This is a genomic window from Leisingera sp. S232, from assembly GCF_049800895.1.
GTDB lineage: Bacteria > Pseudomonadota > Alphaproteobacteria > Rhodobacterales > Rhodobacteraceae > Leisingera.
In genome coordinates this window covers 1-12,661 of sequence record NZ_JBNAFX010000017.1, presented here as the reverse complement: position 1 = coordinate 12,661, position 12,661 = coordinate 1, and the positions used below count along the sequence as shown (strand labels likewise).

The window sequence follows — 12,661 nt, the reverse complement described above, 5'->3', positions numbered from 1 at the left end:
ATGTAGATGTCAGGATGTTTTTGAAGTCTTACAGCGCGTCCGGGCCGGTCTCGCCGGTACGGATGCGAACGGCTTGCTCGACGGGCGAGACAAAGATCTTGCCGTCGCCGATCTTGTCGGTTTTGGCCGCGTCGACAATGGCTTCGATCGCCTGGTCGACCTGATCGTCGTCCAGGACAACCTCGACCTTCACCTTGGGCAGAAAGTCGACCACATATTCGGCGCCGCGGTAGAGCTCAGTATGGCCCTTCTGGCGGCCAAAGCCCTTGACCTCGATGACAGAAAGCCCCTGCACGCCGACGTCCTGCAACGCTTCCTTCACCTCGTCCAGTTTAAAAGGCTTGATGATGGCTTCGATCTTTTTCATGCGCAGGCTCCTCGCAAGCTTGTTGGGGGTGTCATTTCACTTCTAAATGAAGGCAGCAATGCAGGAGGCTGCAGCTGCGGCATTTGAAGGCAGGATTTGAAGCTGTCCGCCTAAAAAATAAGCACTGCGCCCGGAAATAGCGCAGAATTGAATCGGAGAAGGTCAAAAAATGACTGAACTGCTGACCGCAGCCCAGATGCGGGCCATTGAACAGGCCGCGATTGAGTCCGGCGAAGTGACCGGCTTGGAGTTGATGGAGCGGGCCGGGCAGGGGGTGGTTGAGGCCATTTTCGAGGAGTGGCCAGAGCTGGCGGAGTCTGTTGACATCGGGCGAGGGGCCAGCCCCTCGCGCTCCCCGGAGTATTTGGAGAAAGATGAAGGGACGCGCCGGGCCGTGGTCCTGTGCGGGCCGGGCAACAATGGCGGCGACGGTTTTGTGGTGGCACGGCTGTTGAAGGAGCGCGGCTGGGAGGTGGAGGTGTTTCTGTATGGAGACCCGGACAAGCTGCCGCCGGATGCGAAGGTGAATTATGAGCGGTGGCTGGAGACCGGAAAATTAACTGATAACAGTCTGATGAGACGCGACTATCTCTGTCAGAATTTTGAATTGAGAATTGATGCCGTCTTTGGCTCTGGTTTGTCACGTCCGTTGGAGGGTGACGCTTGGGCGTTCTGCTGGGAGATGATCAAATCGACACCAGAGGTCGCCATCGACGTGCCCTCTGGCTTTTGCTCAGACAGTGGCAGATTCTTGGACAGTCAAGACAAGGATTGGTCCGATGCGCCAGACACGCAACTGATAGTTACTTTCCAAAGGCCGCGCCAGGGCCATTATTTGGCTGGACTGGCGGCTGCAACTGATAAGGTAGTGGTTAAGGATATCGGACTGGGTGCCAAAGTCCCTTCATTCAAACGAAATGCAACGGGTAGGGGCGACAGCAGCATTACTTCTTTGATGACGGCAAGAATTCGTAGTGCTGATACCAAGCGGAGTTCAGATTTCCGAACTGGCAAACAGAAACACAAATACAGCCACGGCCACGCCCTCGTCCTTTCCGGCGGCCATGGCAAGACCGGCGCCGCCCGACTGGCGGCCCGTGGCGCCTTGCGGATCGGGGCAGGGCTGGTCACCGTTGGCTCGCCGCGCTCGGCAATGTTTGAAAATGCCGTCAATCTGACGGCCATCATGCTGCAACAGATCGATGGCGCGCATGGGGTCAGCGAAATGCTTGAGGACACGCGTTTCAACGCCATCTGCCTCGGCCCCGGATTGGGACGTGGCGCGGATACCCAGGCGGTGGTGATGGCAGTGCTGAAGGAGCAGCGTGCGACTGTTCTGGATGCTGATGCGCTCACACGTTTTGAGCGAAAGCCAGAAGCGCTGTTCAACCTGTTGCATGAGACCTGCGTGATCACCCCGCATGGCGGTGAATTTGCCAAGCTGTTCCCGGATCTGGCCGAGAAGTTGAACGCGCCCGCCACCGCAGGCCCCGCCTATTCCAAGGTGGACGCCACCCGCGAGGCTGCCAAACGTGCAGGCTGTGTGGTCTTGTTCAAAGGGCCGGATACGGTGATCGCTGCGCCGGACGGGCGCTGCTCGGTCAATTCCGCCCATTACGAACGCTCCGCGCCTTGGCTGGCAACTGCCGGGTCAGGCGATGTGCTGGCGGGGTTCATCACCGGGCTGATGGCGCGCGGCTTTTCACCGATGCAGGCGGCGGAAACGGCAGCCTATATCCATGTGGAATGTGCGCTGGAGTTCGGCCCCGGCCTGATTGCCGAGGATCTGCCGGAGCAGATCCCAGCCGTGTTCCGTAAACTGGGATTATAAGCGGCTTAGGCTGCCGGGCGCAGGTCTTCTTGCGGCGCGGCGGCGGCTGCCAGTTCCAGCCCGCCAGCATAGATCACATGTGGGCGGGAAAACTCCAGCACCGTCAGATCCATCATCTGCAGGCCCAAGTCACGGATGAATTCTCCGTCCACCAGCTCATAGGCTGGCACCACCGCCTGCGGCTGGCCGAACATCGCCTTGGCGCGCCAGTCGCGCACCAGGATGCGTTGATCCCAGGGCACCACCAGATCACCGTCTGCGCGTGTGTCGCCCAGCGAGCCGGCGGCAAAGCAAACCGCCTGAAGCATCGCGCGGCGGGTTCTTGCGGCCCCCACCTGGGCCATGCCTTGCGTGCGGGTGATCAGGCTGTCGCCGGATTTGATTTCCTCAGCCGCGCGCTCCCCCTCGCGGGTCAGCACAAGGGTGCCGCGCAAGAGGCTGATGTTCTGGCTGCCTTGAAACAGCCGTCGGGGCTGTGATTGCCCACGCATCGCCATTTGCGCGCGCAAGGCCGCATTTCCAAACGGTTTCATAGTGTTGCTCGCTTTGTCTGCCTCAGACTTTTTTGCCAAACTACTGCACAAGCGGATTCAGCGCCCAGCCTTTTGCGCAAAAAACCGCCGATTGTTGCCATATTCCGGACGGATTGTTGCTGTTTTGCACAACGGCAGTTTCGACACGATTTCCCCTCGCATCCCTGACCAGGCTTTGCTATTCACCGCGTCACGCGGCGGGCTTGTCCCGGCGCAGTGCGGGTGTGGCGGAATTGGTAGACGCACCAGATTTAGGTTCTGGCGCCGCAAGGCGTGGGGGTTCGAGTCCCTTCACCCGCACCACATTGCCATTGAAAACGTTTAGTTATTTCGGATTTCATGGGATTTGGCCCCCCACTTTGCTATTCGCTGGCAAGCTGGAACAAAGCATCAATCTCAGCCACCGAGTAGAACGGTCGCGCACTTTGGTAGAGCGTGATGGGGGTGATGTTCTCTATCTTTCCCATCTTATAGAACTTGTCGCGTTTGAACGGCAAGCGGGGGATTCGATGGCTTGCGTTGCCGACACGTATTTTGCGTCATCGGGAATGATCTGCGTGCTCATTCTGTTTCACCTCCTGTAGTGCGGCGCGGGCGATATCCGCGGTCATCCCATCGTCAGATCACTCTACTTGTTCACATTCATCAATGATCGGATGGCTGGGCTACTGCTTCTCCTCACCTGTTTCTCATTCTTCGCTGGCAATGCCGCCTGACTGAAGGGATTGCGGCGGAAGAACTCCTACAGACCGCCGCCTGCACGGTGAACACGAAGGTATGAGACCGAAAACTGGCTGCCTTGGGGGAGACCGGGCTTGGTGTGCATTCCTATGATGGCGCGCATTTTCTGGCCGTATGCCTGTGCGCAAACACCTAGCTGTTTCTGCGCTGGCGCAGGGTTGCGCTAGCTGCATGGCTGCATTGCCCTTAGCACCGAGGTAAGTGTGAAGAGCTTCACATAAACGCCTGACCATAGGCGTATTTCCGCAAATCAAAACCTGCCATCGGCAAAAAACCGCCTATGCAATACGGCTGAATTCGGCGCCGTTCTTTCAACCCTCATGGAGCTGGAAATCGCATGTTAGCCAAATTCCCGGCACTGCTCTCAGGGATGGAGAGGGACAGCGCCGACGGAACAGGAGACTCAAAAATAATGAGCACCAAATTTGCAGCACGCGCAGGCGCAGCGTCGCTGGCAGCAGCACTTGCGGCCCCTGCCTTTGCTGGCCCGACTTACACCAACGACACCGGTGGCAGCTTTCGCTGGTACGGTCAGTTCAACCCGGTTTACCAGTCCTTCGATGACGGCGAACAGGACTTCAACCGGCTGACCGACAACACGGCTTCCAACTCGCGTATCGGCTTCTGGCTGGAGCAGGCCTATGGCGCGAACACCCTGCGGTTCAACTTCGAGACCGCCCTTGGCTTTCGCGCTTCTGACGGGGTCAGCCAGACTTCGACCGGCGACAATCTGAGCTGGGACCGTACCAACATCCGCCATGTGGACTTCCAGTTCGACACAGCACGCTATGGCCGCTTCTCGGCGGGTCAGGGCTCGATGGCCACTGACGGCATCACCGGTGCGGATTTCTCTGGTACGGCCCTTGGCGCCTCCAACGCGGTGGCTGATTCTGCGGGCGGTTATGCCTTCCGCACCAGCGCAGGCGTGCTGAGCGGCGTGGACATCAGCGATGCGTTCACGGATCTGGACGGTGGCCGTCTGGGCCGTGTCCGTTACGATTCATCTGAGCTTGCTGGTTTCACCCTGTCGACGTCCTGGGGCACCGATGTTCTGCGCGACGCCAACGACCGCGAAAGCTATGACGTGGCAGTCCGCTGGGCCAATGATGACGCCGCAGGCTTTGCCATAGACTCCGGCATCGGCGCCTCCTGGACTGAGGAAACCGGCCAGGCCGATTACCGCGACATCTCCGGCTCCTTTGCGGTGCTGCACAAGGCCACCGGCCTGTCGCTGAACATCGCTGCGGGCGAGCGTGACATCGCAGGCACCTATGCCTACGCCAAGCTGGGCTACTCGGCGGACCTGATCGCGGTCGGCTCGACCTCTTTCTCGGTCGATTATTATGACGGCTCCGACATGGTCACCACCGGCGACAGCGCCGAATCCTGGGGTGTTGCCGCCGTTCAGAAGATCGATGCCTACAATGTCGAGACCTATGTGGCTTACCGCGACTATTCCTATGCTGACACCAGCGCCACGGCCTATCAGGACGCAAACGTCATCCTGGCCGGCGCCCGCTGGAAGTTCTGAACCGCCACTCCCTCGGTTTCAGATCAGGAAACACGCCCCTTTGCGGGCGTGTTTTTTCGTTTGCGGACCCGGAAACCTGCAGGATTGCACAGGAATGGGGCAATCCCCCTTGCGCCGCCGGGCCGGGGGAAATAGAAGACCGCAAATTGTCTGGGGGCCCCTGCACGCAGGTGCCCCGAATCTCTATGGGGAATAGGATGCAGGTCACCGAGACGCTGAACGAAGGTTTGAAACGCGGCTACGCCATCACCGTCACCGCCGCCGAGCTGGACGCGAAGGTCAACGAAAAGCTGGTCGAAGCCCAGCCGGAAGTTGAAATGAAAGGTTTCCGCAAGGGTAAGGTGCCGATGGCACTGCTGAAAAAGCAGTTCGGCCAGCGCCTGATCGGCGAAGCCATGCAGGAAGCCGTCGATGGCGCCATGAACAAGCACTTCGAGGACAGCGGCGACCGTCCGGCGATGCAGCCCGACGTCAAGATGACCAACGAAGACTGGAAAGAAGGCGACGACGTCAACGTCGAGATGTCCTATGAGGCACTGCCGGAAATCCCCGAGGTCGACTTCTCCGGCGTTGAGCTGGAAAAGCTGGTTGTGAAGGCTGAGGACGAAGCCGTCACCGAAGCGCTGGCCAACCTGGCCGAGACCGCCAAGGAATTCGAAGCCCGCGAAGAGGGCGCAGCAGCCGAAGATGGCGACCAGGTCGTGATCGATTTTGTGGGCCGCATCGACGGTGAAGCCTTTGACGGCGGCGCAGGCGATGACTACCCGCTGGCTCTGGGCTCCAACTCCTTCATCCCCGGCTTCGAAGAGCAGCTGGTCGGCACCAAAGCCGGTGAAGAAAAAGACGTGACCGTGTCCTTCCCCGAGGAATACGGCGCCGAGCACCTGGCCGGTAAAGAGGCCGTGTTCTCCTGCACCGTCAAGGAAGTCAAAGCGCCGAAAGCGGCTGAGATCGACGACGAGCTGGCCAAGAAATTCGGCGCCGACGATCTGGACGCCCTGAAAGGTCAGATCAGCGAGCGTCTGGAAGCCGAATACGCTGGCGCCTCGCGCGCGATCATGAAGCGTGCGCTGTTGGACCAGCTGGACACCCTGGTTTCCTTCGACCTGCCGCCGTCGCTGGTGGAAGCTGAAGCCAAGCAGATCGCGCATCAGCTGTGGCACGAGGACAACCCGGAAGTGGAAGGCCACGACCACGGCGAAATCGAAGCCACTGACGAGCACAACACCCTGGCCGAACGCCGCGTCCGCCTGGGCCTGCTGCTGGCCGAGCTGGGCCAGAAAGCCGAGGTCGAAGTGACCGACGCCGAAATGACTCAGGCGATCATGGCGCAGGCTCGCCAGTACCCGGGCCAGGAACGCCAGTTCTTCGAGTTCATCCAGCAGAACGCCCAGATGCAGCAGCAGCTGCGCGCGCCGATCTTCGAAGACAAGGTTGTCGACCACATCGTCGAGCAGGCCAAAGTCTCCGAGAAAGAGGTCTCCAAGGACGATCTGCAGAAAGCTGTTGAGGAGCTGGAAGAGGAATAAACCTCTGACCTGCGTATCTTACGGAAAGGCCGCCCAAGGGGGCGGCCTTTTTCGTTTCGGCGGCGGTCAGAGGATGACCCGCTCCTGCAGCCACAAAAGCGACGGGTAGGCGGCCAGCCAGACCCAGAAGAACCGGTTCAGCCCGAACAGGCAGGCATTGGCCAGATGAAACAGGGCCGCAATGCACAGGGCCAGCACCAGTGCCTCGCGGCTGAACAGGGCCAGGGGGAACATGACTTCGAACAGGATGACGGCCCAGCCCATCCCCCAGAGCAGCCACGGGCGGTCTGCAAGTCGCCGCAGGTCTTCGCTGACCGGATAGGCCGAAAAGCGGAACACATCCTGCAGCGCGCGCCCGGAGCGCCATTCGGGATTGACGATTTTGACCTGGCCGGACATGAAGTAGCAGATCACCAGTTGCCCCGCGAGATAGGCCAAGGCGTATTCCTGCCAGTGCTCCTGCGGCAACCAGCGGGCGGCGGTCAGGCAGCACAGGATCAGAAGTCCCATCTTGTCACTGCCGCCATTATAGGGGCCTTGAAACCGCCGCAGGATCAGCAGCGCCAGCAAGACCAACCCCAGCAGAACCCAGGGTGTGGCGACACCCAGCAGCAGCAATGCCGACAGCAGCAGCCGCGGACCGAATAGACCCCGTTCCTCCCGAAAGCCGGCCAGATGTTCGGCGCTTTGCTGCAAAAAGGCCAGAGCCAGTAGAATCTCGGTTGCGCGCAGGGCCAGGTCCAGCGTCATGCGGCAATCAACCCGGCCAGCGGCTGCGGCTCCGACTGATAGGTCACGGCTTTGATGATCTCGCCGTCTTCGCCGCGATCCAGAAAGACCAGGCGAAACTGCAGCAACGGCAAATGGCACGCGGGCGGCAGGCTGCGGGCGATTTCGGCGCTGATACGGCGCAGGATTTCCTGCTCGCTGTGCGATGTGGGTGCGAGGGTCAGCCGCTCCGCACAGGACACAAGGAACAGGCTTTCGTTCCAACGCGGGTTCCACAGCAGGCGCTGCGCCATGGCCCGCAGTGGCAGATGCTGCGGTCGGGGGCGGAATTCCTGCCACTGGACAGAAGCATCATCCGCACTGTTCAGCAGGGCCCATTCCACCCGGGGCGAAGGGTCCACTGATTGAAAGAACCGCCAGGAGGGCATCAGCGCGGGCAGCAGCAGTTTAAGAAGGCTCAGCATTCGGGCAGTAAACCCGGCGGCAGTTAGAATTTCCCTAAAGTCCCTGGGGGTTGGTGGATCGGCCACTTGGCCGCGCGAGCGCTCCCGCCCGGCCTTGGCACCGTCCTGCGGACAGCGCCTGCGTCCCGTTGGGCCCGGCAGCGCCCCTGCGGGGCGCTGGGGGCCTTGCCTGCGACCTGGGTCAGGGCAGCAGTCCGGTTTCTTTCAGCATGCCGCGGCGCTTGGCCTCAAAATAGTAGCCGCGGGAATAATGTTTCACAGCGTTGTCCTGGCTGCCATCAGAGATCAGCCAGGCGCCACGCAGGTATTTGACGGCAAATTCCAGGTTGGTATCGGCGTCCAGCAGGTCCTTGGGCTGGCCGGTGAACCCCATCGATCGCGCCGTCGCCGGAAGGATCTGCAAAAGCCCGTAGTACGGCCGGTTCACGGCCCACGGTCTGTGAGTGCTTTCCCGGACCGCCAGCCGGTGCACCAGGCTGCGCGGAACCTCGTAGTGATCGGCCCAATGATTGATCTTCTGGCGCAGCTCCGGCGTCTCATTGGGATAGAGCGGCGGGTCAAACCGGGCCTCCTCCGGCGGAGAGGCGGTGCCTGCGCAGGCGGCCAGCGCCGCAGCGCCAGCAAGTAAAATCAATGTGCTTCGGCGCTTCATAGGGTCTCCGAAAACTGTTTCATCAGGTCAGACTAGCTGGTTCACCCACAGCCGCAACAGCCCAGAGTATCCGTCTTGCGTCAAGGCTAATTGAAAGGGCTTCTAGAGCCATTTGAACCTCAGCAATCTGCATTAACGGTTTTGGCACAAAGCTTTCGTACGTTCGCAGTTCGAAGGTGTGTGGCCCAGAAGATAGCCTTGGAGTAATCGAGATGTTCTTCAAAAGCAGGAAAACTGCGGATTCAAAACAGCCGGATACGAATGCCATCATTGCTGGCATGGTTGACCGGACACAGGCAACAATTCAGTTCCACCCCGATGGAACAATCATCACAGCCAACCAGAATTTTCTGAACGCACTTGGCTATGATCTCGAAGAGATCCAGGGAAAACATCACTCCATGTTTGTTGCTCCTGAGCTGGTTGCCTCTGAAGAATACAGGACATTCTGGTCCGACCTCGCCAGCGGAAAGGCATTTACGGATCAATTTCCCCGGATGACAAAGTCCGGCGAAACCATCTGGATTCAAGCGACGTATGCGCCTGTCGAGGATGACACCGGCAAGGTCGAACGGGTTGTGAAGGTTGCTTCAGACGTGACCGAGCGCCGCCGCGGGCTGGAAGCAATCGGGGCTGGCCTGAAGGAATTGAGCGAAGGCAACCTTGCCTACAGAATTGAAGCATCCAATCAGCCGGACATTGCAGCCCTTGGAGACGCTTTCAACCATTCTCTGGAGCAGCTTGCCACCACCGTTGGTGCCGTAAAGCAGGTTTCTGCAGCAGTAGGGCGGACATCGGATGAAATCGCCCAGGCCGCCAATGATCTTTCCCAGCGCACCGAAAGCCAGGCTGCAACCCTTGAGGAAACGGCTGCAGCGCTGGAAGAATTGACGGCAACAGTTAAAGCCTCAGCAGACGGCGCACGAAATGTCGAAGAGATCGTGACTGACGCCAAGGCCTCTGCGGAACGCAGCGGCGAAGTTGTAACTAGCGCTGTTGATGCGATGTCAAAAATTGAAAACTCTTCGGAACAAATCTCCAAGATTATCGGTGTGATCGACGACATTGCGTTCCAGACCAACCTGCTAGCTTTGAATGCTGGCGTGGAAGCTGCACGGGCAGGTGAGGCCGGCCGCGGTTTCGCAGTTGTTGCATCGGAAGTCAGAGCACTTGCCCAGCGGTCTTCTGATGCTGCAGGAGAGATCAAGCAGCTGATCAGTGAAAGCAACCAGCAAGTAGGCAATGGTGTGAGCCTCGTCGGAAAATCCGGCCAAGAACTGCAGCAGATTATCAAGAGCGTGGCAACGATTTCAGATCACATCCGTGAAATCGCCACAGGGGCCTCTGAGCAATCGACAGCTTTGAGTGAGATCAACATGGGGGTTTCCCAGCTTGATCAAGTGACGCAGCAGAATGCAGCAATGGTTGAGGAGACATCTGCTGCAAGCCAGATGCTGTCGAACGACGCCAGCCAGCTCACACAGGAGATCTCCAAGTTCAAAGGAGATACAGCTCCGCCCGCAGCGGCTAAATCCTTGCCTCAAGCGCATCCTCCGATGCCAGATGCTGACGCGGCCTTTGATGACTTTGATCAAGAGGTGCTTCCGGCGGCGCAGGGCTGGGATAACTTTTAAACACAAGGTGTCTGCTACGGCAGGTTGGGTAAGAGGAAGCTGAGAAATCGCTCCTCTTACCCGTTTCATCTCAATTGATTGGCGAAAGCAATGCTGGGTTCCGGACCAGGTTCCGGACACCATGCGCATGTGTTTCCGAAAACGGGTTGTCGCCCAGCCAGGCGTCAACTGAATGGATATCAAGCTTGAGAACTTTCGGCCGGACATTCCAGGTAACCTGGAAGGGAGATCCCTTCTCGTTATAGGCCGGGCCCGTGGTTGATCCTGTGTAGGTCACCGGTGCCCCCAAATCGGTCGGCAGGTTTGGAAGCTGGTTCAGCCCGCCAGTTTCCTGGATCCGCGCCAATTCGGTAAAGTCTGCGCCTCCCTCAGAAACAAGGACTGCAACAACAGCTTCCACCCGCAATTGGGGGTTGCTGGTCGCTTCACCAAGGCAGGTGCCCAATCCATTTCCAAGCGTTGCCTGTGCGGTTGAATAAACGAAATGGGCTTCGATTGTGTCGCCAGGCACCAGGTCTCCATGCTCGCTGGCTCCAACCGCTTTGCCGGCAGAAGCTTTCTCGGCTGGTGTCAGTTCTCCGGAGAATTTGTAACCTGTTCCGTATCCATTGCCATCACCATTGCCGGCATAGGTGGTGAACTCTCCACCACGATGCTCAGCGTTCTCATGAAAATGAATATCGCAAAGAGTCATCCCTGTAACAGCTGGCGCCTTGCTGAACACGCGCGGGTTGGTACCTTCCGCCTGTCCAATATCACGCGGTGACTGAGGGCCAAAACCTGTCCCTTCCGTTGCAGCGGCCAAAGAGGCGCGCTGCGCAGCAATAACCTCGTCTGGTACGGGTTCACTGTTCTCCGCAACCGACATTGATGCATCCGCAAAGGCGGCCGCACCCAATGCCAGTGTCCATTGTCTCAAGTTCGTCAATTGGATCAAACTCCTGCGATGAGTTAACGAAACCTAAGTCTACTTCACCTATAAGGAGAGTCGAGATTGGTTCCTCCATCTCATATACTCTAGGCACACCATGATGGGCACCTTCATCTCGCGATGAGGGTGCTCACTTTCGGTTGAAAGCAAAACACTCTGAACCTGTCCTTGAGAAGGAAAGGCCGCTGTCGAACAGGAAAGCCCTTAGCAGTGTTCACGGTCATTCACCCATCTGCGGGTCATGCAGCGGGCCTCATCGGCACTTACCAGATCCGGGTTATGCATCCAGTAGACGTTGCCATTGCCTGAAAAGTAGCCGGCACCGCGGGCAATTGGCTGAGAGTAACCGGCCAGCCGAAGATCAGAAATTATTGCGTCTCCATGATCTTTGAACGCGATTGCACCCAGGCCCTGCTCGTCGTTGACATAACCATCTTCAAGCAGCCTCGTCTTGATGGCCCTGATTTCCTCATCGTCGAAGCTCATCGCGTCTCCAAAATCCTGAAATTCCGCTCGGGAAAATCAATCTAAGCGGTACTGACGCTTAGAATACTGTATTGATCTTTTGGAGGCTAGAGGGCAGGACGCACTTCCCAAGGCCTGTCAGCCTTGATCAGGACATTGGCTAAAACAATCAGCTTACGCATCACCGCTGTTATCGCAACCTTGGCTGGCTTGCCGGCTGCAACAAGCCGTTCATACAGGGCGCGCAGGTCCGGGTTATGACGGGAGGCGACAAGTGCAGGCATATACATAGCGTGCCTCAAGACCGCCCTTCCGCCCTGGATGAAGGACTTTCCCTTCCACTTTCCGGATTCCCGCGTCATCGGCGCAAGGCCTGCCAGGCTGGCAACCTGCGGCGAAGAAAGTGTCCCGATTTCCGGCATCTCCACCAATACGGTGAAGGCAGTAACATCCGAAATGCCAGGAATGCTGATCAGGATTTCCTTCTGCCGCTTCAACTGTCTATCTGCCTCGACAGTGTTACGGATCTCGGCATCCAACTGCTTCACCTGCCGCTCGATCTGGCGCAACTGGGCCGCACACTGGCGTCTCAGCAGGGGGTGGGTCAGCACCTTCTGCCTATTCAGTGTTGCTGTGCGCTCTTTAACCAATCCCCGTCTGAACATCGCCAGCTCACGCAAGATGGCAACCAACTCCCGCTGCGGCTGCTGTGGCTCAAGGTCCAAGGCAAATCCCATCCGTGCCAGCATAGCTGCATCAACCCGATCGGTCTTGGCCAAGACACCAGCGGATTGCGAAAACCGGCGCGCATACAGTGGGTTCACCTTACAAACGGGGATTCCTGCCGTGTGCAAAGCCTGTTCGAATGCTCGATGATAGGAACCTGTCGGTTCGAAGACGACGATCTCCGGCTCCAGCTTCCGAAGCCATCGGATCAGCTTGGGAAAGCTGCCTTTCCTGTTCTGGATCCTCACTTCCTCTCCTGAAGGCAATGCGTGAAGGTCCAAATGGTCTTTTGATATATCCACGCCAATAGTGTGTCTGGTCATCTTTCCCTGTCCTATGCTTGTCATACGGGGCGGGTTCTCCCCCGCGTATCCGTTCAGGCCCCATGGAAATTGACGGGAACGATCCCACTCTAGCACGGTTCCGAGAACCTGCGCGGTCTCGATCCATCCCCGCCACTGCCCGGCATAAATGCCGTGCCAGGCAGTGGCTCCAGTTTGCCATTGGAGCCACGAAATTCATAAGACA

Annotated in this window: 12 protein-coding genes and 1 tRNA gene; 5 read left to right on the top strand and 8 right to left on the bottom strand. The window is 58.5% G+C overall.

Translation table 11 applies throughout. The annotated features are described in order from the left end of the window. Positions 1-28: 28 nt before the first annotated feature. The gene (locus ACP151_RS11775; protein WP_424979097.1) at positions 29-367 is read right to left on the bottom strand and encodes a P-II family nitrogen regulator; all 339 of its coding nucleotides are present in this window, start codon (positions 365-367) and stop codon (positions 29-31) included. A gap of 169 nt (positions 368-536) precedes the next feature. On the opposite strand from ACP151_RS11775, the gene ACP151_RS11770 reads away from it, so the two are divergent. Then, complete coding sequence (locus ACP151_RS11770; protein ID WP_424979096.1) at positions 537-2,198, top strand: NAD(P)H-hydrate dehydratase; 1,662 nt, start codon at positions 537-539, stop codon at positions 2,196-2,198. A gap of 5 nt (positions 2,199-2,203) precedes the next feature. Here ACP151_RS11770 and ACP151_RS11765 read toward each other — a convergent pair whose 3' ends face one another. Beyond that, positions 2,204-2,731, bottom strand: coding sequence for a Hint domain-containing protein (locus ACP151_RS11765; protein WP_424979095.1), 528 nt, complete (start codon positions 2,729-2,731; stop codon positions 2,204-2,206). A 218-nt stretch (positions 2,732-2,949) separates the two neighbouring features. Here ACP151_RS11765 and ACP151_RS11760 point away from each other — a divergent pair. The 3 genes from ACP151_RS11760 (at position 2,950) to tig (ending at position 6,532) form a co-directional block, all read left to right on the top strand. Beyond that, a tRNA-Leu gene (locus ACP151_RS11760) sits at positions 2,950-3,034 on the top strand. Positions 3,035-3,884: 850 nt separating this feature from the next. Continuing rightward, positions 3,885-5,003, top strand: a complete 1,119-nt coding sequence (locus ACP151_RS11755) for a porin (RefSeq protein ID WP_424979094.1) — start codon at positions 3,885-3,887, stop codon at positions 5,001-5,003. Positions 5,004-5,200: 197 nt separating this feature from the next. Beyond that, entirely contained in the window at positions 5,201-6,532 is a 1,332-nt protein-coding gene (gene tig / locus ACP151_RS11750; protein WP_424979093.1) for a trigger factor, read from the top strand. Between the two features lie 66 nt (positions 6,533-6,598). Here the strand turns inward: tig and ACP151_RS11745 are convergent, their stop codons facing one another. The 3 genes from ACP151_RS11745 to ACP151_RS11735 all read right to left on the bottom strand — a co-directional run bounded on the left by ACP151_RS11745 (position 6,599) and on the right by ACP151_RS11735 (position 8,377). After that, positions 6,599-7,282 carry an HTTM domain-containing protein gene (locus ACP151_RS11745; RefSeq protein ID WP_424979092.1) on the bottom strand — a complete coding sequence of 228 codons (684 nt, stop codon included), beginning with the start codon at positions 7,280-7,282 and terminating at the stop codon, positions 6,599-6,601. Then, the gene (locus ACP151_RS11740; protein WP_424979091.1) at positions 7,279-7,725 is read right to left on the bottom strand and encodes a hypothetical protein; all 447 of its coding nucleotides are present in this window, start codon (positions 7,723-7,725) and stop codon (positions 7,279-7,281) included. The genes ACP151_RS11745 and ACP151_RS11740 overlap by 4 nt, the downstream gene beginning before the upstream one ends. Before the next feature lie 181 nt (positions 7,726-7,906). Beyond that, complete coding sequence (locus tag ACP151_RS11735) at positions 7,907-8,377, bottom strand: transglycosylase SLT domain-containing protein (RefSeq protein ID WP_424979090.1); 471 nt, start codon at positions 8,375-8,377, stop codon at positions 7,907-7,909. Positions 8,378-8,589: 212 nt separating this feature from the next. Here ACP151_RS11735 and ACP151_RS11730 point away from each other — a divergent pair, with 212 nt between their 5' ends. Further along, the gene (locus ACP151_RS11730) at positions 8,590-10,011 is read left to right on the top strand and encodes a methyl-accepting chemotaxis protein (RefSeq protein ID WP_424978948.1); all 1,422 of its coding nucleotides are present in this window, start codon (positions 8,590-8,592) and stop codon (positions 10,009-10,011) included. A 70-nt stretch (positions 10,012-10,081) separates the two neighbouring features. On the opposite strand, the gene ACP151_RS11725 is transcribed toward ACP151_RS11730, so the two are convergent. The 3 genes from ACP151_RS11725 to ACP151_RS11715 form a co-directional block, all read right to left on the bottom strand. Then, the gene (locus tag ACP151_RS11725) at positions 10,082-10,939 is read right to left on the bottom strand and encodes a delta-class carbonic anhydrase (RefSeq protein ID WP_424978947.1); all 858 of its coding nucleotides are present in this window, start codon (positions 10,937-10,939) and stop codon (positions 10,082-10,084) included. A 207-nt stretch (positions 10,940-11,146) separates the two neighbouring features. Next, positions 11,147-11,428 carry a hypothetical protein gene (locus ACP151_RS11720; protein WP_424978946.1) on the bottom strand — a complete coding sequence of 94 codons (282 nt, stop codon included), beginning with the start codon at positions 11,426-11,428 and terminating at the stop codon, positions 11,147-11,149. A gap of 86 nt (positions 11,429-11,514) precedes the next feature. Continuing rightward, positions 11,515-12,456 (bottom strand): IS110 family transposase, encoded by a 942-nt coding sequence (locus tag ACP151_RS11715; RefSeq protein WP_424978945.1) that lies wholly within the window; start codon positions 12,454-12,456, stop codon positions 11,515-11,517. Positions 12,457-12,661 lie beyond the last annotated feature (205 nt).